General features: G+C 39.2%; 23 protein-coding genes. 7 read left to right on the top strand and 16 right to left on the bottom strand.

Annotated elements, in window-relative coordinates:
* Positions 1-12: 12 nt before the first annotated feature.
* A complete protein-coding gene (locus D8855_RS06730) occupies positions 13-1,338 on the bottom strand; it encodes a CapA family protein (protein ID WP_080977834.1) in 1,326 nt (441 codons plus the stop codon).
* A gap of 174 nt (positions 1,339-1,512) precedes the next feature.
* On the opposite strand from D8855_RS06730, the gene def reads away from it, so the two are divergent.
* Both def and rlmB read left to right on the top strand, forming a co-directional pair.
* Complete coding sequence (def, locus tag D8855_RS06735) at positions 1,513-2,124, top strand: peptide deformylase (protein ID WP_049509547.1); 612 nt, start codon at positions 1,513-1,515, stop codon at positions 2,122-2,124.
* 44 nt (positions 2,125-2,168) lie between these two features.
* Positions 2,169-2,897, top strand: a complete 729-nt coding sequence (gene rlmB, locus D8855_RS06740) for a 23S rRNA (guanosine(2251)-2'-O)-methyltransferase RlmB (RefSeq protein WP_049509549.1) — start codon at positions 2,169-2,171, stop codon at positions 2,895-2,897.
* Positions 2,898-2,934: 37 nt separating this feature from the next.
* Here the strand turns inward: rlmB and trxB are convergent, their stop codons facing one another.
* The 7 genes from trxB to D8855_RS06775 form a co-directional block, all read right to left on the bottom strand.
* The gene (gene trxB, locus D8855_RS06745) at positions 2,935-3,846 is read right to left on the bottom strand and encodes a thioredoxin-disulfide reductase (RefSeq protein ID WP_049509552.1); all 912 of its coding nucleotides are present in this window, start codon (positions 3,844-3,846) and stop codon (positions 2,935-2,937) included.
* 65 nt (positions 3,847-3,911) lie between these two features.
* Positions 3,912-4,136, bottom strand: a complete 225-nt coding sequence (locus D8855_RS06750; protein ID WP_000926599.1) for a DUF4059 family protein — start codon at positions 4,134-4,136, stop codon at positions 3,912-3,914.
* Positions 4,137-4,213: 77 nt separating this feature from the next.
* Entirely contained in the window at positions 4,214-4,957 is a 744-nt protein-coding gene (locus D8855_RS06755) for an amino acid ABC transporter ATP-binding protein (RefSeq protein ID WP_000590965.1), read from the bottom strand.
* Positions 4,957-5,757: an amino acid ABC transporter permease gene (locus D8855_RS06760; RefSeq protein ID WP_001103449.1), complete on the bottom strand. Its 801-nt coding sequence runs from the start codon at positions 5,755-5,757 to the stop codon at positions 4,957-4,959. The genes D8855_RS06755 and D8855_RS06760 overlap by 1 nt, the downstream gene beginning before the upstream one ends.
* Positions 5,758-5,914: 157 nt before the next feature.
* A complete protein-coding gene (locus D8855_RS06765; protein ID WP_000889091.1) occupies positions 5,915-6,271 on the bottom strand; it encodes an arsenate reductase family protein in 357 nt (118 codons plus the stop codon).
* A gap of 12 nt (positions 6,272-6,283) precedes the next feature.
* Positions 6,284-6,793 carry a methylated-DNA--[protein]-cysteine S-methyltransferase gene (locus D8855_RS06770; RefSeq protein WP_049509557.1) on the bottom strand — a complete coding sequence of 170 codons (510 nt, stop codon included), beginning with the start codon at positions 6,791-6,793 and terminating at the stop codon, positions 6,284-6,286.
* Entirely contained in the window at positions 6,793-7,287 is a 495-nt protein-coding gene (locus D8855_RS06775) for a GNAT family N-acetyltransferase (protein ID WP_049509558.1), read from the bottom strand. Before D8855_RS06775 ends, D8855_RS06770 begins: the two co-directional genes overlap by 1 nt.
* 134 nt (positions 7,288-7,421) lie before the next feature.
* On the opposite strand from D8855_RS06775, the gene D8855_RS06780 reads away from it, so the two are divergent.
* Complete coding sequence (locus tag D8855_RS06780; RefSeq protein ID WP_049509560.1) at positions 7,422-7,865, top strand: DUF1836 domain-containing protein; 444 nt, start codon at positions 7,422-7,424, stop codon at positions 7,863-7,865.
* Positions 7,865-8,512 (top strand): PAQR family membrane homeostasis protein TrhA, encoded by a 648-nt coding sequence (gene trhA / locus D8855_RS06785; RefSeq protein WP_049509562.1) that lies wholly within the window; start codon positions 7,865-7,867, stop codon positions 8,510-8,512. Before D8855_RS06780 ends, trhA begins: the two co-directional genes overlap by 1 nt.
* Positions 8,513-8,532: 20 nt before the next feature.
* Here trhA and pdxT read toward each other — a convergent pair whose 3' ends face one another.
* The 3 genes from pdxT to nox form a co-directional block, all read right to left on the bottom strand.
* The gene (pdxT, locus tag D8855_RS06790) at positions 8,533-9,114 is read right to left on the bottom strand and encodes a pyridoxal 5'-phosphate synthase glutaminase subunit PdxT (RefSeq protein WP_049509564.1); all 582 of its coding nucleotides are present in this window, start codon (positions 9,112-9,114) and stop codon (positions 8,533-8,535) included.
* Entirely contained in the window at positions 9,115-9,990 is an 876-nt protein-coding gene (pdxS, locus tag D8855_RS06795) for a pyridoxal 5'-phosphate synthase lyase subunit PdxS (RefSeq protein ID WP_125416663.1), read from the bottom strand. It abuts the gene before it with no gap.
* A gap of 151 nt (positions 9,991-10,141) precedes the next feature.
* Positions 10,142-11,521, bottom strand: coding sequence for a H2O-forming NADH oxidase (gene nox, locus D8855_RS06800; RefSeq protein WP_125416665.1), 1,380 nt, complete (start codon positions 11,519-11,521; stop codon positions 10,142-10,144).
* A 307-nt stretch (positions 11,522-11,828) separates the two neighbouring features.
* Here nox and D8855_RS06805 point away from each other — a divergent pair, with 307 nt between their 5' ends.
* From D8855_RS06805 to D8855_RS06815, 3 genes are read left to right on the top strand one after another with little or no spacing between them, the layout of a single operon-like run.
* On the top strand, positions 11,829-12,752 hold the full coding sequence (locus D8855_RS06805) for an FAD:protein FMN transferase (protein ID WP_125416667.1): 924 nt from the start codon (positions 11,829-11,831) through the stop codon (positions 12,750-12,752).
* A gap of 59 nt (positions 12,753-12,811) precedes the next feature.
* Complete coding sequence (locus tag D8855_RS06810; RefSeq protein ID WP_000915951.1) at positions 12,812-13,417, top strand: NADPH-dependent FMN reductase; 606 nt, start codon at positions 12,812-12,814, stop codon at positions 13,415-13,417.
* A gap of 18 nt (positions 13,418-13,435) precedes the next feature.
* Positions 13,436-14,674: an NAD(P)H-dependent oxidoreductase gene (locus D8855_RS06815; RefSeq protein ID WP_101782006.1), complete on the top strand. Its 1,239-nt coding sequence runs from the start codon at positions 13,436-13,438 to the stop codon at positions 14,672-14,674.
* 119 nt (positions 14,675-14,793) lie between these two features.
* Here the strand turns inward: D8855_RS06815 and D8855_RS06820 are convergent, their stop codons facing one another.
* The 5 genes from D8855_RS06820 to D8855_RS06840 all read right to left on the bottom strand — a co-directional run bounded on the left by D8855_RS06820 (position 14,794) and on the right by D8855_RS06840 (position 24,093).
* Positions 14,794-15,051, bottom strand: coding sequence for a DUF896 family protein (locus tag D8855_RS06820; RefSeq protein ID WP_000371284.1), 258 nt, complete (start codon positions 15,049-15,051; stop codon positions 14,794-14,796).
* Between the two features lie 41 nt (positions 15,052-15,092).
* The gene (gene glyS / locus D8855_RS06825) at positions 15,093-17,129 is read right to left on the bottom strand and encodes a glycine--tRNA ligase subunit beta (RefSeq protein ID WP_125416669.1); all 2,037 of its coding nucleotides are present in this window, start codon (positions 17,127-17,129) and stop codon (positions 15,093-15,095) included.
* A gap of 364 nt (positions 17,130-17,493) precedes the next feature.
* Positions 17,494-18,411 (bottom strand): glycine--tRNA ligase subunit alpha, encoded by a 918-nt coding sequence (glyQ, locus tag D8855_RS06830; protein ID WP_000038733.1) that lies wholly within the window; start codon positions 18,409-18,411, stop codon positions 17,494-17,496.
* Positions 18,412-18,446: 35 nt separating this feature from the next.
* Positions 18,447-18,818 carry a GFA family protein gene (locus D8855_RS06835; RefSeq protein WP_004259961.1) on the bottom strand — a complete coding sequence of 124 codons (372 nt, stop codon included), beginning with the start codon at positions 18,816-18,818 and terminating at the stop codon, positions 18,447-18,449.
* Positions 18,819-19,101: 283 nt separating this feature from the next.
* Positions 19,102-24,093, bottom strand: a complete 4,992-nt coding sequence (locus D8855_RS06840; protein WP_125416671.1) for a S8 family serine peptidase — start codon at positions 24,091-24,093, stop codon at positions 19,102-19,104.
* Positions 24,094-24,174: the final 81 nt, after the last annotated feature.

The following is a 24,174-nucleotide window of genomic DNA, read 5'->3' on the forward strand; positions in this document are numbered from 1 at the left end:
TCTGAATTCAAGCTAGTCCCACTTCAATCCCACATGTTCGTTCATTTCTTTATAGGCTGTATCAATTCGTTCCTTAGTCGCTTCATCCAACTGATCACGATGACTACCACCCTCGATAAAGTCTTCTAGGATATAGGTTTGGTAATGATATAAGGGATATCCTTCTGGTGAAAAAGTTCCCTTTGGTGTTCGATTGACCCAAGTAGGATGAGCTTTAGCTGTTTCAATAGTTGTTTTTCCATCTTTTTTCTTGACAGTTACATCCATAAGAACACCACGCTCAGTCCACTTCGCATTGTCTACACCAGTCATTGTTTCAATTCGCTGATTGGAAATAAAGTTCCCCATTGAATAGATAATGAGTTTCTTGTCTCCATCTTTTTCAACAATTTCAGATGGCTCAACTACGTGTGGATGGCCTCCAAAGATAATATCCGCTCCCCATTCAATCATCTTGTGGTACAAAGCCTTTTGCTCGTCAGTCGGTTCTATGCGATACTCAACACCCATCTGAGGCATGATAACAGTAATGTCCGCTTCCTTCTCTGCACGCTCAATTTCAGCCTTCATCTTATCTTCGTTTAGGTCTGAAAGATAGCGGTTATAATCTTCTTGAGAAATACTTTGCTCAATTCCATTAAATCCATAAGAATAAGCCAAAAGTGCAACCTTGATACCGTTCACTTCCTTGATAACGAGTGGAGCTTGATCACGTGACTCGTGCGTATAAACTCCAATAGGTGTCATTCCTGCCTTTTCAATTGCATCTGCCGTTGAAATAACTCCTTCAATTTGCGAATCTAAAATATGATTATGAGCTAGATCTAAAACATGATACCCAGCATCTTTAATAGCATCCATTACTTGAACAGGAGCATTAAATAAAGGATAGCCAGCTAGATAATGATCTTTATTAATGGTCCCTTCAAAATCACCTATAGCCAAATCTGCCTGCTTAAGCCACGGAGTTACGTATTCAAAATTCTCATGAAAATCATAGCTTCCATCTTCCTTTTTAGCTGACATATAAATAATATCATGGTAAAGTAAATCTCCATGGGCCATGATACGAGCACTTTTTTCTTCTTCCTGATCTTTAGAACTTTGATTCGTCTTATTAGCTTCTTGAGAAATGGCATCCTTTTTTTGACTAGTCAATGGAATTCCTTGGAAACTTTCAAACAACAAGACCAAGCCCATTGATAAAGCAACTGCTAGCAAGAGTATCGCCACAAATCCCTTATTACTCCACTTGCGATAACTCCTAAAAAAGTTTACAAAGCCTCTCACAAAATGAAAAACTGGTCCACGTTTATGTCTATCTTGTCTTCTTTGCATCTTCATTCTCCCTACTTTCTAATGCAAGCCTTTTCTTTTTATTATATCACAGATAAGTAATTCTTTCACAATTGAATTGAACTTCCTATCTATTTTCTATAAATCCTAAAGGTTGTAATACTTTCAATCCTTGTCATTTTGTGATATCATGTAGAGGTAATGAAAGGAGAGAAAATGTCTGCTATAGAACGTATTACAAAAGCTGCTCACTTAATTGATATGAAAGATATTATCCGCGAAGGGAATCCGACTCTACGCGCGATTGCTGAGGAAGTTACTTTCCCCTTGTCTGACCAGGAAATCATTCTCGGAGAAAAGATGATGCAATTCCTGAAACATTCCCAAGATCCTGTCATGGCTGAAAAAATGGGGCTCCGCGGTGGTGTTGGACTTGCTGCTCCTCAATTAGATATCTCAAAACGCATTATCGCTGTTTTGGTGCCTAATATTGTTGAAGAAGGCGAAACTCCACAAGAAGCCTATGACTTGCAAGCCATTATGTACAATCCCAAAATCGTCTCTCACTCTGTTCAAGACGCTGCTCTTGGCGAAGGAGAAGGTTGCCTCTCTGTTGACCGCAACGTGCCTGGCTACGTAGTTCGCCATGCCCGCGTTACTGTTGACTACTTTGATAAGGATGGAGAAAAACACCGCATCAAGCTCAAAGGATACAACTCCATCGTTGTCCAGCATGAAATTGACCACATTAACGGTATCATGTTTTACGATCGTATCAATGAAAAAGACCCATTTGCAGTTAAAGATGGTTTACTGATTCTAGAATAAAGAAAATCCCGTTGCAATACGGGGTTTTGTGTTATAATAGAGGCATGAAAACAAATGATATTGTCTATGGCGTCCACGCCGTTACCGAAGCCCTCCTTGCAAACACTGGCAACAAACTCTACCTCCAAGAAGATCTCCGAGGTAAGAATGTTGAGAAAGTCAAGGAACTGGCTACAGAAAAAAAGGTGTCCATTTCTTGGACTTCAAAAAAATCCCTCTCTGAGATGACTGAAGGTGCTGTCCACCAAGGTTTTGTTCTACGAGTGTCTGAATTTGCCTATAGCGAGCTAGACCACATCCTTGCCAAAACGCGTCAAGAAGAAAATCCTTTACTATTGATTCTGGACGGATTAACTGACCCTCACAACTTAGGCTCCATCTTAAGAACCGCTGATGCGACCAATGTTTCAGGTGTCATCATTCCCAAGCACCGTGCTGTCGGAGTTACTCCTGTCGTTGCCAAAACGGCCACAGGTGCTATTGAGCACGTTCCCATCGCTCGAGTGACCAATCTAAGCCAAACTCTGGACAAACTCAAGGATGAAGGCTTCTGGATCTTTGGAACAGATATGAACGGTACCCCTTGCCACAAGTGGAATACAAAAGGGAAAATCGCCCTCATCATCGGAAATGAAGGAAAAGGCATCTCTATCAACATCAAAAAACAGGTTGATGAAATGATTACCATTCCGATGAATGGACATGTTCAAAGCCTTAATGCCAGTGTTGCTGCGGCCATTCTCATGTATGAAGTTTTCCGAAATAGACTATAAAAAGTTTCCAGTCATCTGATTGGAAACTTTTTTATAATTAACTATGTTCTGTGATAAACTTGTAAGCTTCTTGACCAGCGATAGCTCCATCTCCAACTGCTGTTGTCACTTGGCGAAGGTCTTTCAAGCGAACATCACCAACTGCAAAGATACCGTCAACTGCAGTTTTCATGTGGTTATCTGTCACAATCCAGCCTGCCTGATCTTGGATATTTAATTCTTTAACAAAATCGCTAAGAGGGTCCAATCCAACATAGATAAAGACGCCACCGAAGGCTTGTTCTGTCACTTGACCTGTTTTCACATTTTCAAATACGACAGATTCTACTCGGTTTTCGCCCTTAATTTCCTTCACTACAGAATCCCAGATAAAGCTGATTTTCTCATTCGCAAAGGCGCGGTCTTGTAAAACTTTTTGGGCACGAAGTTGGTCACGACGGTGAACAATGGTAACCGTCTTAGCAAAGCGAGTCAAGAAGAGGGCTTCTTCAACCGCTGAATCTCCACCACCGACTACCAACAAATCTTGGTCACGGAAGAAAGCACCATCACAAACGGCACAGTAAGAAACACCACGACTGTTCAGTTCTTCTTCTCCAGGTACTCCCAAAGGACGATGTTTAGAACCAGTCGCTACGATAACTGTACGTGTTTCATATGTTTGGTCATCGGTCATCACTTTCTTAAAATCACCATGATCTTCGACATTTTCAACATAACCATAAATATGCTCAACACCAAGATTTTCAAGCGGTTCAAACATCTTTTCTGCCAATTCAGGTCCACTAATATTAGCGTATCCTGGGTAATTTTCAATATCAGATGTATTATTCATCTGACCACCTGGCAGACCACCTTCAATCAAGCCTACTTTGAGATTGCTTCGAGCAGCATACAAGGCTGCAGTCATTCCTGCAGGACCAGCACCGATAATAATAGTATCGTACATATAGATTCCTTCTTTCTTGTTGTAACTATCTTTATTCTAACTCTTTCTTGTCAATCAAGCAAGGATTATGCTTTGAAAACAAGAATTAAACTCATAACCGCAAAGGATAATACTGGAACAACCAAGACCCCAATCATAATCATATCATAGAGATGGGCTTGGCGAGCCTTGGCTGTCTTATCAACTCCCGACATGGCTCTTAGTCCAATCCAAATCCCTAAAAAAATCAGGACAAGGATGGTGGTCAAGATCAAACTCTCGAAATATAAAGAAAATAGTTGCAGTAGCATGATTTCTCTCATTTCTATCTTTTTTAAAGAGTAAACTCAGCTAGTCCAGCTAACTGAGTTTTCCTTTATCTATTATATCAAATATAAGTCCGTTTGTAACTAGCGAAGAATTCTTTTGTCCGCTCTTCTTTCGGATGGTGGATAATCTCATCCGGTGTTCCAGACTCAATGATTTTCCCCTTATCTAAGAAGAGAATCTTATCAGCCACTTGGGCTACAAAGGACATGTCATGACTGACCAAAATCATGGTCTGACCTGACTTCGCAGCATCTGCAATAGACTTTTCTACTTCACCGACCAATTCTGGGTCAAGGGCTGAAGTTGGCTCGTCTAAGAGTAAGACATCTGGTTTCATGGCAAGAGCACGCGCTAGGGCAACCCGTTGCTTCTGTCCACCTGATAAATGGCGTGGGTAATGGTTTTCACGATCAGAAAGCCCAACCTTAGCTAACTCTTCCTTGGCAATCTTAGTCGCTTCTTGGTCAGATAATTTTTTAACAACAACCAAGCCTTCTTTCACATTATCAAGCGCTGTACGGCGTTCAAACAAATTAAACTGTTGAAAAACCATGGACAGCTTACGACGTAGGGCCAGGATTTCTTCTTGAGTGATTTTAGAAAAATCAACTGAGAAATCATCGATCTGAATCGAACCACTGTCAGGAGTTTCAAGATAATTGAGACTGCGTAGAAAGGTTGATTTTCCAGCTCCTGAAGAACCAATCAAGGCTACTACTTCTCCTTTTTGGATATCCAAGTCCAGATGATCCAAGACAGTCTGTCCTGAAAAGGATTTACTTAAATTCGAAATCTTAATCATTAACGAAGGTCTCCTTTCACATCTGTTTGCACTGTATCAGGTGCAGAAATAGCCATTTTTCTCTCGATGAAACGACCGAGACTTTCAATTCCAATATTAACCACCCAATAAACAAGGGCAACGGAGATAAAACGTTCAAAATAGCGATAATCGGCTCCACCCAAAATCTGAGCTTGGGCAAAGACTTCCACAACTCCTGCACTAAAGGCTAGGGACGTTCCCTTGGTCAAGCCGATTAGGGAATTGATCAAGGTTGGAGTCGCTACAACGGCCGCATTTGGAATAATCACGCGACGATAAACTTGTGCTCGCGTCATCCCCAAACTGCGTGCTGCCTCAATCTCACCAGGATTAACTGATAGAATGGCTGCACGAATGGTTTCACTAGCATAAGCTGCCTCATTAAAGGCAAAGGCTACAATCGCAAAAGCAGCAGCTGGAATAGCATTAATATTGAGACCAGTTCCCCATTGCTGATTGAGGGCTTTCAAAGCCAAAGGAATCCCGTAGTAGGTCAACATGAGTTGCACCAAAATCGGTGTCCCTTTGAGGAAACTAACAAAGAAGGCCTGCAAGGGGTATAAAATCTTGACACGATTGATTTTCACAATAGCAAAAAGAAGCGCCAAAACCAAGCCAAAAAGGGCACCACCAATAGTCAACATAATCGTTGTTGGAAGCTGTTGAACAATTCTTGGAATTCCATCAAAGACCGAACGCAGGCTAAACAGCTTGCCATCTGGAATCAATTGCATCAAGTTTTGGTACCAATCTGATGCTAAAATCGTTGTAACATTCATAAAAACATCCTCTCCTGATAATGATTCATTCTACCATACTTCTGCCGTCAATGAAATTATTTGCTACGGTCAGATACAGACTTTATCTACCTACTAGTTTATCATACTTTGAAACAGGGAGGTTATATATTTTATCTATCAAAGAGATAAGTAAAAACTATTTCAGTCCCAATTCTTCGTAAGCTTTTCGATAACCGATTTGCTTAACAGTTCCATTCTCCACTAAAATAGGACGTTTTAACAACATACCGTCGCTTGCTAGCAATTCAGCTGCTTCTTGGTTTGACAGACTTCCTACCTTATCTTTTAGTCCTAATTCCCGGTATTTGATTCCACTGGTATTGAAAAATTGCTTCAATTCAAATCCTGAGGTTTCTAGCCAGTTTAAAATGACTTCTTGGCTTGGTGTTTCTTCGACGATGTGAACAGCTTTGTAGTCCACACCGAGTTGGTTTAATTCTTGTTTTGCTTTTTTACAAGTTGAACATTTTGGGTATTCGATAAATTCTAACATGTGTTTCACTTTCTATTTTATATCTTTAAAATCTGCGCCTTCATGCTCTAAAAGCCAGACTTTCTTTTCCACTCCTGCAGCATACCCTGTCAGACGCTTACCTGCTCCTAACACACGATGACAAGGTACTAGGATAGACCAAGGATTGCGTCCCACTGCTCCACCAATTGCTTGAGCAGAAGGCACTTGCAGGTCTTGCGCTATTTGTCCATAGGTCACTGTCTGACCATAAGGAATTCCTTGTAAATAGGACCAAACTCGCTTTTCAAAATCCGTTCCAATTGGAGCCAAGGGTAAGTTGAATAAATCCTGAGACTTGCCTTTAAAGTAATCATCTAAGCAAGCAATAACTGGAGCTAAAACAGGATGACTAACAACTTCTTCAATTGTTTTATCTCCTAACCCCCTCTCAAAGTGCTTCTGATCCTGCACCCAAATTCCATACAGATAATGGTCATCAGCTACAAGAGAAAGAGAGCCAATCGGCGAAGAGTAGAGCATTTTTGCATACTTCTTTTGCATTATTTCTTTAATTTTTGATAGGCCAAGCGTTCTCCATCAACTGGAACCTTACCAACCTGTTTAAAACCGAGTTTTTCAAAAATATGTTGCATGGCCTTGTTTGCAGCATGCGTATCTGAGCGAAAATCTAGATAATCAAAACCTTCAATCAAGCCTTCTAGAAAAGTCTGAGCAACCCCCTGTCCCTGCACATCTGCTGCCACAGCGATACGGTGAAAGACTAGATACTCTGATTCTCCTCCTTGCCAGTTTCCCTCATAAATAGCTTCATAGGCCTCCTCTGGACTCTTGGTCACAGCAGCATAGGTTAGCAATTCTCCCTCTTCCAAGGCAACATAAGCTTGACCTGAGATAATATCATCGATAATAACGTCTGCATTTGGATAGCCATTTTGCCACTGTTCACTACCAGCATCTGCCAAACATTTTTTAGCATCCTCAATCACCTGCATAATGGCATCTACTTCATTTGGAAAAGCTAAACGAATCTCCATCTTTTCTCCTCATTTCTGACTAGTTTCTCCCATCATAGCATAATTTAAGCCTTTTCACAAGCAGTTAAAACTTGACTTTCTGTTTTTATTATTTTATAATCTAGTTATTAAAACTAGATAAAAAGGAGTTGAAAATGAAAACTAGCTTTTCCTACCCTAAATGGGCAGAAATACCAAATATTGACCTCTATCTAGATCAGGTTTTACTCTATGTCAATCAAGTCTGCGCCCCTATCTCTCCTGATAAAGACAAGGGCCTGACAGCATCTATGGTCAACAATTATGTGAAACATGGTTACCTGACAAAGCCTGATAAGAAAAAATACCAACGCCAACAGATTGCCCGTTTGATCGCTATCACAACCCTCAAATCTGTCTTTTCTATTCAAGAAATCGCTAAGACACTGAATACTCTCCAAAGTCAAGCCAGTTCAGACCAGCTCTACGACGCTTTTGTGAACTACATGAACAATGGGATTGACCCAGAAAATCCTATTATCCAAAGTAGCTGCCAAACCGTTAAACTCTATCATCAAACTTTAGCCTTAATCCATCATACTGAAGAGGAGGAAATCTAATGAATACTAGTCTTAAACTCAGCAAACAACTCAGTTTTGGAGAGGAGATTGCTAATAGCGTGACCCATGCTGTGGGGGCAGTCATCATGCTCATCTTGCTCCCTATTTCATCCACCTATAGTTATGAAGCACACGGATTTTTATCCTCTATCGGCGTTTCCATTTTTGTTATCAGCCTTTTTCTCATGTTCCTCTCATCCACCATTTACCACTCTATGGCCTATGGTTCAACCCACAAATACGTCTTGCGGATCATCGATCATTCTATGATTTATGTGGCTATCGCAGGTTCTTATACGCCAGTCGTCTTGACCTTAATGAATAACTGGTTTGGCTATCTGATTATTGCCATACAGTGGGGAACGACCATCTTTGGCATCCTCTATAAAATCTTTGCTAAAAAGGTCAATGAGAAATTCAGCCTTGCTCTTTACCTGATTATGGGCTGGCTGGTTCTGGCTATCATTCCTGCCATTATCAGTCAAACGACGCCAATCTTTTGGAGTCTTATGGTAACGGGCGGACTCTCTTATACGGTTGGAGCTGGATTTTACGCCAAGAAAAAACCTTATTTCCACATGATTTGGCATCTCTTTATCCTAGCAGCATCTGCCCTCCAGTACATCGCCATTGTTTATTACATGTAAAAAAGTTGAGAAATTCAATCTCAACTTTTTTCTTTACACATATTGATAAAGTACTGGTGCAAGCGAACATCATCAGTCAATTCCGGATGAAAAGAGGTTACCAGCATATTTTTTTCTTGGGCAGCAACGATTTGATTATCAACTCTTGCTAGAATTTCTACACCCTGTCCAACACTACTGATAATCGGACCACGGATAAAGGTCATTGGAATCTGACCGACTCCCTTACATTCTGCTTCCGTGTAAAAACTTCCTAGTTGGCGTCCGTAGGCATTTCGCTCGACCACCATATCCATAGTTCCTAGATGACTCTCTTCCTGAGAAGTGATTTCCTTAGCCAGCAAAATTAAGCCTGCACAGGTTCCAAAGGCTGGTAAACCAGATAGAATGGCTTCTCGAATGGGGATCAGCATGTCCTGGTCTCGTAAGAGCTTGCCCATGGCTGTAGATTCCCCACCAGGCAAAATCAAACCCGCCAAGTCACTCTGATATTGCTGAAAATCCTCTAGATTTCTGATTTCAACACTCTCGACTCCTAATTGATTTAGCACTTTTGCATGTTCTGCAAAGGCACCTTGCAAGGCTAATATTCCGATTTTCATCTATTTCCCTCGCTCAGCCATGAGAATTTGAATTTCATTTTCATTGATACCAACCATGGCTTCTCCTAAATCTTCAGAGATTTGAGCTAAGACTTGAGGATTACGGAAGTTAGTCACAGCCTTTACAATGGCACTCGCTCGTTTAACAGGATCTCCTGACTTGAAAATACCTGAACCGACAAATACACCTTCTGCTCCTAATTGCATCATCAACGCAGCATCTGCTGGCGTTGCAACGCCTCCAGCCGCGAAATTTACAACAGGCAATTTTCCATGTTCATGGACATATTGAACCAATTCTACAGGGACTTGCAAGTCCTTGGCAGCAACATAAAGTTCGTCCTCACGTAGGTTTTGAATGCGACGAATTTCCTGATTCATCATACGCATATGGCGAACAGCTTGGACGATATCCCCCGTACCCGGTTCTCCTTTTGTACGAATCATAGAAGCACCTTCAGCTATACGACGCAAAGCTTCTCCAAGGTCCTTAGCCCCACATACAAAAGGAACTTGGAATTCTTTCTTATCCACATGGAAACGGTCGTCAGCTGGAGATAGAACTTCACTCTCATCGATATAATCAATCTCAATAGCTTCTAAAATCTGAGCTTCCACAAAATGACCAATTCTAACCTTAGCCATAACAGGAATGCTAACCGCTTCTTGGATTTCCTTAATCATCTTTGGATCACTCATACGGGAAACCCCACCAGCTGCACGAATATCAGCTGGAATCCGCTCCAAGGCCATAACAGCAGCCGCACCAGCAGCTTCTGCGATACGGGCCTGTTCAGGGTTCTGCACATCCATGATAACCCCACCCTTGAGCATCTGTGCCAAGTTTTTATTTAGTTCATAACGATTTTCAGTCATTTCTTTATCCTCATCATTTGTATTGGTAGCTACCATTTCATTTTAAGTTAGATTAGAATGAATCACAAGATAAAAAAAATAAAATTGTATGGGTACAGATTGACTAAAAAACTATCTGACCTTCACTTAAGGCCAGATAGTTCATCAAATATTATTTTTCAGCTGTAAGAGCAGCCATTGTGATGTAGTTGTATGGTTTGTTAAAGTGTGGCAAGAAGAATAGATCTGTCAATGCCAATTTATCAATTGTCACATGCTCTTGGATAGCAAGTGAGAACATGTGGATTCCCATGCTGATTGCAGAATCGTGTGAAACCATTTGTGCACCAAGAATTTCACGACTATCTTTGTCAAAGACAATCTTGATTGCTACTTCATAGTTATCATGTTTCATGAATTCTGGTTTTTGAAGATCGTTAAAGCCTGTTTCAGTCGCATTGTAACCTGCAGCTTTTGCTTTTTCAAGAGTCAAACCAGTTGAAACCATGTGAAGACCATAGATTGAGATACCGTTTGAACCTTGAACACCGATTCCTTCCAATTCATGTCCACAAGCATTGTAAGCACCAACGATACCAGTACGAACAGCATTTGAAGCAAGAGCGATGTAACTTGTATCTTTACGAGCGTTGTCATAAACAGTCGCACAGTCACCTACTGCGTAAACGCCTGGGATAGATGTTTCTTGTTTTTTATCTACAAGGAAGGCACCGTTGCGGAAGAGTTCAATCTTACCATCTGCAAGAGCTGTATTTGGACGGAAACCAACTGCAAGGATAACCATATCCACATCAAAGCTTTCTTTGTCAGTAATCAAGCGTTCAACTTTACCATCGCCTTCGATTGCTTTAACAGTTTGACCAAGCGCCAAGCGGATGTTGTGGTCTTCCAAGTTCTTCGCCATCATTTGTGTAAAGTCTTTATCATAGTAACCGTTCAAGACAGTATCTACGATATCAACAAGAACAACTTCTTTTCCAAGACGCTCAAAGGCTTCAGCAAGTTCAACACCGATGTAACCACCACCAACAACAGCGATACGGTCAAGATGTTTGCTCTTGTCAGCAAGTTTATTGATAACTTCTTCAGCGTTTTGGTACAATTTCACGAATTGTACGTTTTCAAGAGTTGCTTTAAATTCGCGGTTTCCTTTAACAATTTCGACGCCTTCGATTGGTGGCAAGATTGGTGTAGAACCTGTAGCGAAAATCAATTTCTCGTATGATTCTTTGTGTTCTTTTCCTTCAACTTCGGCTGTAACTACTTTGTTATCATAGTCGATTGAAAGAACTGGTGAGTTCATATAGACTTTAGCACCTTTAGCTTCCAATTTTTCTTTATCAGAATAGAACAAGCCTTCAGCACCGTCAATTTGTTCACCAATCCAAAGGGCCATTCCACATCCTAGGAAAGAGATGTTAGAGTTTTGGTCGAATACAACGATTTCGTTCTCATTTCCAAAATTATCCAACATAGTATTAATACATGCTGTACCAGCGTGGTTAGCACCAACTACAACGATTTTACTCATAGAAAAATTCCTACCTTCAATTTTAAATTTACTCATCTAGTATAACATTTACTGTTAGCGTTTACAAGAGTTTAGTTAATTTTCCCGATTTTTTTGTAAAAAAATGTAAATAATCTGTATTTTATCAGTCTTTCTTACAATTACTCTTTTTTTCTGAGCATATTTCTTGACAAGTTTACAAATTTTATTTGTGAAAACGCTGACTTTATGGTATGCTAGTATCATGGAAAGAAAATGTAAGGGGTTAAATTTAATATAAATTTACAATATTTCAGCCTTCTTTTCATAAGAGAAAGGAGTTGGTAGCTTGCCTCTTAGTTCACATTCTGAACGGCTAATGGGGACTACTATCACTATTTCATTAGTGGATGAGCAAGCCGATATCTTGCTCCAAAAATCCTTTGATTTGCTCAAAGAGTTAGAATATCGTTTCAATGCAAATAGCCAAGAATCTGAGTTGATGGAAATCAATCATCAAGCTGGAATAACTTCAGTTAAGGTTCATCCAGACCTGTTTGAACTGATTTCACTTGGTTTAGAGCATAGCCTAGCGCCCTCTAGCCATCTCAACATCAGTATTGGTCCCTTGATTCAAACCTGGCGTATCGGTTTTTCAGATGCCAAAGTTGCCCAACCTCGGGAAATTGAAGAGGTTCTCCCTTTAATCAATCTTCATTATGTCGAGTTAGATTCTTCCGCTTCCACTGTGTTTTTGAAACAAAAAGGAATGAAGATCGATCTTGGTTGTTTAGCCAAGGGTTATAGTGCGGATAAAGTGGCCCAATTTCTTAGAGAAGAGGGAGTGACATCTGCCTTGATCAATCTGGGAGGGAATATCCTAACTATTGGAAAAAATCAGGCAAGAGGAAATCAGCCTTGGCAAATCGGGATTCAAGACCCAGCCAATCCGAGGGGAAATCACTTAATGACCATCCCTGTTGTCAATAAATCTGTCGTGACTTCAGGCATTTATGAACGTCACCTGACTGTCGATGGAAAAGATTACCATCATATTTTTGACAGCCAAACAGGATATCCTGTTGAAACGGAACTAGCTAGTCTCACCATCATCTCTGATAAATCAGTTGATGGTGAAATCTGGACAACTCGTCTATTTGGAGAAAGACCTGCTTCTATCCTCTGGCAAGTCGAAAGTTTGGAGGGCATCGAAGCTATCCTCATCGATAAAGAAGGTCACCTAAGCTGTTCTTCAGGAATTCCAACTCTATAGAAATAGATGTTTCAATGGAGTTTTAAAATCGTATTATGTAAAAAGAGAAAGGAAATCTCATGTTAAAACTTATTGCTATTGTTGGAACAAATTCAAAACGTTCTACAAACCGCCAATTGCTTCAATACATGCAAAAACACTTTGCTGAAAAAGCTGAAATTGAACTTGTTGAAATTAAAGACATTCCTGTCTTCAATAAACCAGCTGACAAGCAAGTACCTGCTGAAATTCTAGAAATAGCTGCTAAAATTGAAGAGGCAGATGGCGTTATTATCGGTACTCCTGAGTATGACCACTCTATCCCAGCTGTTTTGATGAGCGCTCTTGCTTGGTTGTCATACGGTATTTACCCACTTTTGAACAAACCAATCATGATTACTGGTGCTTCATATGGTACTCTTGGTTCATCACGCGCCCAATTACAACTTCGCCAAATCTTGAATGCTCCAGAAATTAAAGCAAGTGTCCTTCCAGATGAATTCTTGCTTTCACACTCTCTTCAAGCCTTTAATCCAAGTGGCGACTTGGTTGATCTTGATGTTATTAAAAAATTGGATGCCACTTTTGATGACTTCCGTATCTTTGTAAAAATTACAGAAAAATTGCGCAATGCACAAGCATTACTTCGCAAAGATGCTGAAGACTTTGACTGGGAAAATTTGTAAGATAGGAGAACAAAAAGAATGAAATTTGTTGGACTTGTAGGATCAAACTACGATCAATCATATAACCGTAAACTCTTGGAATTCATCCGTCGTCACTTCAAACTCAAATTTGAATTAGAAGTTCTCGAAATTGACGAAGTTCCAATGTTTAACCAAGACGAAAAATGGGATGAAAGCTTCCAATTGCGTCTCTTGTATAACAGAATTACTCGTGCTGATGGTGTCATTATCGCTACTCCTGAGCACAACCATACAATCTCAGCTTCTCTTAAATCTGTTCTTGAATGGCTTTCATACGAAGTTCATCCATTTGAAAATAAACCAGTCATGATTGTGGGAGCTTCTTATTACGACCAAGGTACATCTCGTGCCCAAGTTCACCTTCGTAAGATTCTTGATGCTCCAGGTGTCAATGCCTACACTCTTCCAGGTAACGAATTCCTTCTAGGTAAAGCCAAAGAAGCATTTGACGCAGAGGGCAATATCACAAATGAAGGAACTATTAATTTCCTTGAAACATGCTTGGACAACTTTGTAAAATATGTGGGAGTCGTTTCAAAATTGAAAAAACCAAAACCAATTGAACCAGAAGATTTATATTGTACAAATTCAATTGCAACTACCATTCAAGGTGTTGATCCAGATGATCCTGAATGGGTAGAAAAAGCAGCTGAACTTGTTGGTGCTGTTTCTGGAGATACTTACGTTAAATTGGACCACGGTATCTTGACAGTTAACCAAATTGACATGTTCTTGAAAGCAATGCCATTTGAATTGACATTTGCAGACGATAATAACCAATTCTTGTACTTTAATAACGCACACCAAGATCCAAATACAATGTTTGGTAAACGTGTTCGTGCTCAATCAGGAAACCGTTTAGGAACTGTACACGGTTCATTGCCAGATTCTAGAATGAAAAACGTTGAATGGGTTGTCGGCGTATTGCGTAACGGGGATCAAGAATATGTCCGTACAATTGTGCCAGGAACACCAGAAGGCGTTATTAATACCCATAATTATCAAGCAATGTATTACCCAGATGGCTCATATGCTGGAATCAATGAAATCATCTTTAATTTCCAACCATGGCTTGACTGGTACCTCAATACAACTGGTCAACGTCTAGTTGGTGGAAATGCTGCAGCTCCTGCTGGAGGACATGGTGGAGCAGATGCTACATCTGGAGCTTCTGATGCAGGTGATGCTGGAGGCCACGGTGGTGGCGCAGACGCTACATCTGGCGCAAGTAACTAATAATTAATAGTTTTAGGAACCATTTTGGTTCCTTTTTTATTCAAAAACGACTAGCAGACACAAACTGCTAGTCGTTTTGTTATCATTTCATCAATCTTTGTTAAAAGAAAGAATACTTATTATGAATTTGGATCATCGAGACTACGGCCATGTAACCCTTTTTCACGTTGTACTTGGCGTAGTTTTTCTGGTGTAACATCATTTCCTTCTTCGTCCACAATTTTGATTCCTTCAATGTGGTGACGAACAGTGCGACGATATCCTTCGATGTACTCCTCACGTAGTTTTGCTTGTTCCACCTTTTCTTCTGGTGTCAAACCTTCTGCTTTTTTCTTTTTAGCAAGCTCGTTGATACGAGCAATTTTTTTCGGATCCATTTCTTCTCCTTTGTGATAAGATAAAGTCCGTTTATCAAATTTTATTTAGTATTAATTTGGTTAAAACGAGCAAGCTTAGCTGCTTTTTGAGTTAAATGAGACAAGATAGCCAAACGATTTTGACGGACTGCCTCGTTTTCAGCCATAACCATGGTATTTTCAAAGAAGGCATCAATAATTGGGCTAAGCGCAAAGAGCTGTTTCAATTGCTGACTGGCAGTCCCTGATAAAACAAGCGACTCTACAGCTCCTGCCAAAGCTTTCTCTTCTTCATTCTCAAAAAGTGCTGAATCAACTACAACAACTCCTCCTGCCTTCTCAGCCAAGTTAAAGGCACGAGAAAGTGATTCAACAGATTGTTTGAAGTCTTCTTCCTTGCTTGCTTCTACAAGAGCACTTGCTACTTCCAACATCTCTGCCACAACAAAGTTTGAACCTGCAAGAACTGCTTCCTTGATATCTTTTGGAGTAGAGCCCATCATCTTATCAACACGAGCCTTGATAAAGTCCATAACCTCTGCTTTATTTTCATAAGTCAAGCTGTCAAATGTTAAAGCATAAAGGCTATCAATCAACTCATCCATAGCAATGTGCCAACCAAAGGCATCCAAGATACGAACCACACCTTGAGTTGCACGGCGAAGGGCATATGGGTCATTAGAACCTGATGGAATCAAACCTACTGAGAAGAAACTCAAAATAGTGTCCAATTTATCTGCAATGGCAAGCACTGCACCGACCTTGCTCTCTGGAAGTTCGCCTTCGGCTGATGTAGGCATGTAGTGTTCACGAATAGCAGCTGCAACTGCTGGAGTTTCCCCAGCAAGAAGGGCATATTTTTCACCCATAATTCCTTGTAGTTCATCAAACTCGCCAACCATACCTGTCAACAAGTCAAACTTGTAAATAGCAGCTGCACGGGCTAGGTCAATCGTTTCATCAGCTGACAAACCTGCTTTTTCTGCCAAGAGAATAGCAATCTGACCCGTACGAATCATGTGTTCACTAAGAGAACCAATTTTCTCATGGAAGGTTACATTGTTTAATTTTTCAACAAGGTCTGAAATAACCAATTTTTGGTCTTCACGCCAGAAGAATTCTCCGTCTTCCAAGCGGGCTACCAAGACTTTTTCATTTCCTTTGATGACATTTTCCAAATGCTCAGCATTTCCATTACGAACAGAAATAAAGTTTGGCAAGAGTTTGCCATCTTGATCGCGAACAACAAAGTAACGTTGGTGTTCTTTCATTGAAGTCACCAAAACTTCTTCTGGAACTTCAAGGTATTTGGCATCAAAACTTCCCATAAAGGCCGTTGGGTATTCAACCAAGTTCAAGACTTCATTAAGCAAATCAGCATCAATTTCGATGCGTACACCATGTTCAGTTTCGATTGCTTTGATTTGGTCAACAATCATTTGCTCACGTTCACGAGGATCCGCAATTACAAACTGTGCACGAAGGTCTTCTTCATAGCTCAATGCTGACTGAATCTTAGTTTCTTGTCCCAAGAAACGATGACCACGGCTGACACGATCTCCCTTGATATCAAGGAAATCCAAATCAAACTCTTCTTCATCTAAAAGAACAGTTAAAGTGTGAACAGGGCGGATATATTCAAAGGTGTTGTTAGCCCAGTGCATGCTGACAGGGAAAGTCAAGGACTTCAAGACATCTACAACACCAGGAACAATGGCTTCAACTGCTTGACCAATTTCTTCCTTAGTGACATAGACATATTCTTCACCCTTAATTTCACGAAATTCGATATCTTCAACAGTCAAGCCTTTTCCTCGGACAAATCCTTGAGCTGCTTTGGTGAAATTTCCATCACTATCCAAGGCAATTTTCTTTGCTGGCCCCTTAAAATCTTCTGTCAAATCAGACTGTTTGTCTGCAAGACCAGTCACACGAACAGCCAAACGACGGGGTGTTGAGAAGGTTTGAATAGCTTCAAAAGACAGGCGGTTTTCCTTGAGGAAGGCTACCATTTTTTCGCCTAGTTGTTTTTCACTTGGTGTGACAACATAGGCTGGTAATTCTTCAAGACCGAGTTCTACTAATAAGTTTTTTGTCATGTTTTTTCCTTTACATTTTCTTCAATCTTTTTAATATGCACCTTAGGTACTTGGGACGTCGCTAACTAATTTTGTGAATCTGTATGGAAATCTAGTGCTAAATTAATCAAGATTTCCAACAGTCTCATCAAAGTGGATTTAGCTGACTGATTTTTGAACCTAATACTCAATGAAAATCAAAGAGCAAACTAGGAAGCTAGCCGTAGGCTGTACTTGAGTACGGCAAGGTTAAGCTGACGTGGTTTGAATTTGATTTTCGAAGAGTATAAGGTTTCAAAAATCCCCACATAAAAGTACGGCGGTGCATATCCCTCTAGCAAGTCTTCGACTTGCCTCTAACGATTTTAGAGCACAATATTACTCACTATTCTGCGTCTTCTGCTAAGAGTTTAGCTCGTGTTGCTTCATCCAAAAGTGGGTAGCCTAGGCGTTTGCGTTCTGCGACAAAAGTTTTGGCTACGACACGGGCCAAGTTACGGATACGAGCGATATAGCCTGCGCGCTCTGTTACAGATACGGCACCACGCGCATCAAGTAGGTTAAAGGTATGTGAACATTTGAGAACATAGTCATAGGCAGGGTGCACCAATCCTTCTTCCAAAGCACGACCAGCTTCTTTTTCAAACTTATCAAAGTTTTCAAGCAACATTTCTTGATCTGAAATTTCAAATGAATATTTTGAGTGTTCGTACTCAGGCTGGATAAAGATTTCTCCGTATTTTACACCATCAGCCCATTCGATATCATAGACAGAATCCACTTCCTGAATATAAGAAGCCAAGCGCTCCAAACCATAGGTAACTTCCGCAGTCACAGGGCCAGTTGCCAATCCACCTACTTGTTGGAAGTAAGTAAACTGAGTAATTTCCATACCGTCAAGCCAAACTTCCCAACCAAGACCAGCTGAACCAGTTGATGGATTTTCCCAGTTATCCTCAACGAAACGAATATCGTGTTCCAAAGGATTGATACCCAATTTTTCCAAAGACTCAAGGTAAAGCTCTTGGATATTTGATGGAGAAGGCTTCATAACCACTTGAAATTGATGGTGTTGATAAAGACGGTTAGGGTTTTCCCCATAACGACCGTCAGCAGGACGACGTGATGGCTCTACATACGCTGCATTCCATGGCTCAGGTCCGATAGCACGAAGGAAAGTGTAAGGACTCATGGTTCCCGCACCTTTTTCATTATCATAAGCCTGCATAAGCATACAACCTTGGTCATTCCAAAATTGTTGCAAAGTAAGGATGATTTCCTGGAAAGTCAATTTTTTAGACATTGTTTTCTCCTTTTATTTATATTATCTTTTTAAATTTATTTATCAAGCAACCAAGAAAAAGCTGGGTCCTGAAAAATATGACGTTTGGGAACAGTTTGTAAATTCTGATCGCATTCATCTATTGTTCCTAATTTCAAAGCACAAACTTCTGGTATATTTTCTTGAGTAGTGAAAATTTGACTGTGACAGTTCTGGCAGTAATAACGTTGTTTACCTGGAGATGAACTAAAAGTAACCAAATTCTCTTTTCCATACAGTGCCAGATTTTTGCTGCTAACTTTGGCATTAACTGTGTAGGCAGACGCAGTTGCTTTCCGACAAAATGAGCAATGGCAAAAAACTATTTCCGACAATTCTTCATCTAGAGTGTAGGTGACTGCTTTACATAAACAAGATCCTTTAAGCATTATGCTCCTTTCTACTTAGGCATTAGACGAATTCAAAAAGAACCGAATTTCAACACCCAAGCCTTACGACTAGGGGCGTCAGAAACGCGGTTCCACCCTAATTTATTACTTCATTGTTTTTAAAAATACTACAGAAAGCGCCAGCACTTTATTTTGCCCTACTTGGCTCCCACTATCCCAAGCTCGCTTGAAGAACGCCATAAGACTTTCTTTCCTGCTGACTATTATATCAGAATTGCAACATACTGTAAATCAAAAACTATAGAAAGATGTATTGTATTCTCTACTCACTTTTTGAAAAAGTTGCAAGTCCAATAACTGACAATAAGAGAGAAATTCCTGAAATACTTAGAATAATAGAAATCATGTTATTCTCACCAGTGGCTGGTAATTGTTTTCCTTCTTTGTTGACTGTAGCTAAAAGCACTTGTTGACCACTTCCAGCTAGTGTTTTATTCTCATGCTTAGCTTCTATATTGGAATGATGTATTACAATTGATGTAGCTTTCTCAATTTTATCATTGCTAATTGAAGACTTAATAGTTGAGACTTGTCTATTGTGACTTACTAATTTAACAGGTTGCACTTGAGAAACTGGCTTGGTTGGAATAACTGGACTAAGCGTTACAACTGGTTTAACTGGAGTAACTGGCTTAACCGTTACAACTGGTTTAGTTGGACTAACTGGCTTAATCATTACAACTGGTTTAGTTGGACTAACTGGTTTAATCGTTACAACTGGTTTAGTTGGATTAGCTGGCTTAACAGATGCAACTGGTTTAGCTGGACTAACCGGCTTAACTGGTACAACTGCTTTAGCTGGGGTAACTGGCTTAACTGGTACAACTGCTTTAGTTGGATCAACAGGCTTAACTGGTGCAACTGGTTTGGTTGAAATCTCTACTTTATTAGCCTTAAGTTTTACAGCCGTCTCTTTTAGAGCATTGATTACTGCATTAATTTCTTCTTGACTAGCTTCTGCATTTTCCAAAAGTAGCTTAGCTTTGTTGAAAATAAGATTATATGCATCTTTCTCCTCTTTGCTAGCTGTCAAAAATCTTGGATCTTTGTCTTGGAACTTCACTTCATCCACGATAACATTTTTTAGGCTCATGAAATCTGTTTCTTTCCCATTCAGCTGGTCTTGTGCTTGCAAGAAAGCGGTCAATAGACGGTCGATTTCATCTTGAGTTATCAAATCTTTTGTAATTAATAATGCCAAGAGTTTGAATTCACGATCATATTGACCTTTGCGTTCTTGATCAGAATTTATATATTTACCTTTTTTAACTGTCTCAGCATATGCTTTAATGGCATTCTTCAATGATGTGATATCAGATTCCTTACCATCCAATGTTTGCATAGCAGACTCTAAAGCTTTAACAATTTGGTCAATTTTATCTTGGTTAAGTTTACTTCCCAATGCTAGTTGCGCATCTTTGACACTTTGATCAAAAATCTCTTTTAACTTCTGTTTTGTATTATAATATCTCGGAGTTTTAACTACTTCCATTTGTTTATTTAAAGCTGCAATCAGAGCTAACTTAGAAACAACTGAAAGTGACAAAACATTATTTTTACCAAACAGAACTTTAAATGGTTGAAGATTATCAAGTAATTCATAACCGTTTGATAGATTTACAAGAACTTTATATTCACCAGTAACTACTTTCTTACCATAAGAATGTTTACCATATGTTTCAGCTGGCAAGACTTGACTCTGACCGTCTTCACCTACTAAAGTAATCGTTGTAGTTCCAGGAACAGCTTGATTAAAGCCAATCGTTACTGGAGCATATTTCATTTTGTTAGCCAAGAAGGTAATAGTTTGAAAACTGTTTTCTTTCGTTAAATCAAATTCCTTAGATAGAGCACTCACAAATTTTAACTCTGTACGGTCATAGCTAAAAATTTCTGCAACATAATGCCCAAATTTCAAGAAATTAATATCTTTTGACTTGTCAACAGTTACATATTGACCTTCGCTATTTTTAATGCGATAAACATAAGTTGTATCAATCTCATCCTTGGTTTTATTGTTTAGTATAGCAATTTTTACACGGCCACTATTTTCTTCACCTACAAGATCTTTGAGAGATATAAAATCTACATTTCCCGCAAAGTCTTCTACATAATAGAAGATTTTCGATTTATCAACGTTCTTAGGAAGTGTATAACTACCATCTTCATTTTGTTTGATAATTTGATACTGTTCGATTTCTGAATCTGTCGCTTCTCTATTTTCAGAAGGACGAATATAAAAGACTTTTTCTAGAAGAATTCCGCCATTTCCTACATCCTGAGGTTTACGAGCTATAAATTGTTCTTGATCTTTTTGAGAACGAATATATCCCGAAGTAATCAGAGGTTTTTGTGTATCGATTTGAATTTTAAATGTTGTATATTGTTCCTCAGCTCCAGGGACATCTGGCTTATAACTAATAACATAGTCATAAATTCCATCAGAAACTCGATTTCCATTAGAATCCTGTCCTCCCCAAGCTGTTTTATCTAAAATGTAACTTCTTGGATTTCTAGTATCGCCATCAAAATAATTTTTTACAAGGTCTGTTGGACGACTTTGCCAAATAGGCTGACTGTGTGTTGTATCCGAAGAATCATAAACCGTCGCACGAAGATTTACCAAATTTCTATAGACAAGAGTTTTAAATTTAACAGAATCTTTATTACCATCCTCATTTGGCGAGATAGCAAGGCGGATGTTCCCCTTTTCATCTAATTGTAGATGGTATTTTCCTTCAGCATCTTGTTTCACTCCGAGTACAGTCACTCGACTTCCTTGACGCTCTGCTTTTAAAACATTTACATCATTTTCAGAACTTGTTAAATAAGTTGCATCGTCTGAAGGTGAAATTCCTGGATTATCTTTATCAATTTCAGAGTAAAATCCACTGTTTCCTTCCTTAATCAATTGATAAATTGGTTTTTCAATTGCAGGTAGATTTTGGAATTCTCCCTTAAATCCCATAAATGGTAAACCAATAACAGAACCATCATCTGCAGGATTAACAAATCTAACAAATCCTTCTAGAAAATAACCATTTGGCATTATTTTGCTAAGTTCTTCAGTAAACTTACTTGTATCTACACTAACTGTTACCGTCTTCGTACTATGAGCTTTCACAGTTACTTCAGGCCAAACTGTTTCAGTTAGTTTTCGTGGACGGAGAGTGAATTTCCCTTCAGTAACTTCGTCCGTATTTGTATTTACAATCATCTTCAGTGTTTGGTCTTTATCCGAAATATTATGAATTGTAACTTCAAAGGTAAATTTATCACCAACATTGCCAAGAGTAACACTTGGATAGTTATTTGCACCTGTTACAAATAAATCTGTGCTTGTTGCCGCCATCGTGTCAACTACGCCAGCACCTTGCTGACGTGGAGAAGTATAGGCTCCAGTTTGTTTATTAAAATGTGGTTTTGCAGTAGACATAATTAAAGCTTTTACAATCTCTGAAATTTGACTAGCTGATAATTCAGGATGTTTCTTTGCTAAATATTCTTTGACTAATGCTGCGACACCAGCTACATGAGGAGCCGCCATACTTGTTCCACTGATACTTCCATAGCTATTATCGTTAAATGATGAATAGATATTTCCACCAGGTGCAGTAACATCTGGTTTCAATTGTCCATCTGTTGTAACTCCCCAACTTGAAAAATCTGACAATTGGTCTGCAACATCTGATTTACGATTATCCATCTTGTGATTAAAGACAATTTTATACTGACCAGACTTAAGAATTTCACCATAATGTTTTGAAATAAAGACAGATGGGATTTTCTTAGCATCACCTGTAACAGACATACTAACATTTGCACCTTCAACGTTGTTATAAATTAAAACTCCAGCTGCACCATGTTGAAGAGCATTTTTAATCTTATCAGAAAAATTAATTTTACCACGTTGAATCAGTGCTAACTTGCCTCTTACATCAATATTAGCAAAATCTTCTTCACGACCAATACCCGCTGCTACATATTCGTATTCTTTCCCGTTTTCAAAATCTTTTTCTGTTTCAGGTCTATTAAAATCAAACTTACCATAATCAAGGGTAGCGTCATTTTCTAAACCTTTTACTTCAAAGACTTCAGTAGTTAGAATTTTATTATTAATAGAAGCAACAGAAATTGAATCTTCCACTGTAGAGGGATTTCCGACAAGACCATAATCAGGATTTGCTGCCAATGGTTGTGAAAAACCTCTACCGAAAGTATTACTATTACCTGCAGCGATAACAACAGATACTCCTTTAGCGCGTGCTCTTTTTACTGCATCAATGATATCTGAACCAGCATCTACCGTTGAACCCGCACCTGCACCCAAACTCATATTGATCACATCTGCACCTAATGCAACAGCATCATCAATAGCTTTTACATAAAGGGCAGAGGCTGTAGTTTTATCTCTGTCTGAAAAAACTCTCATAAACATAATTTGAGCTTCTGGCGCCACCCCGTAAACCTTCTCAGAATTCGGTGCTTTATTAACAGGATTTCCAGCTACAATTCCAGTAACGTGCATTCCATGAGACTCTTTTTCAGCCTCTTTTATATTATCAGTTCCATCAAAGTAATCATAAGCATATACTACTTTGTCACTGTACCATTTCCCATAGTCAATACCAGCAGCCTTTTTAGCTTTTTCGATATCATCCTGATTTTTAAATTTCGCCTTTGACGGATCAGAAATACGCAAAACCTCATGATTCAAATCAAGACCTGAATCTATAACAGCGACTACAGTTCCTTGTCCTTTATGTCCTGCTTCCCAGGTTTTAGGGACAGTAATAATTTCATTACTGGAGATACTGTTCGGCTTTTCTTTATGTCCACCTTGAGATAACGACTGTGATTGTATGCTTTCTGAAGAAGAATTACTTTTCACTGCTGATTCTTCCTTCTTCTCTTCACTTTTTATAGCAGTCGTTTCTTTCTGTGTGGTTAAATCCTTGTCTGACTTATTATCTCTATACTCGATAGAATCATCTTGTTTTAATGACTCTATCACTTCTGTTTTTTCTTTCGAAGAAGAATTTAGAGCATTCTTGTCAGCCGTGACTGGTGATGCAAGCTTATTTGAATCATCTAATTTATTAGTCGTTACAGTACGTGTAACTTGATTGGATGTTTCAAATTTTCCCTCATCGGCACTAACCTGTGCGAAAGCAAATCCGAAAGCAAAGACCGTTAGCAGAAAAATTGTTGCTATTTGGTACTTGTTAGGACAAAAATCTTTGCAATCTCCCATAAAATCACTCCTTTTTATTTAAATTAAAAGTATTATATACCAAATTATCTGAAAATTCTATCAAAATATTATTTTGTAACA

Origin of the sequence: Streptococcus mitis (assembly GCF_003942685.1) — a bacterium.
Lineage (GTDB): Bacteria > Bacillota > Bacilli > Lactobacillales > Streptococcaceae > Streptococcus > Streptococcus mitis_CD.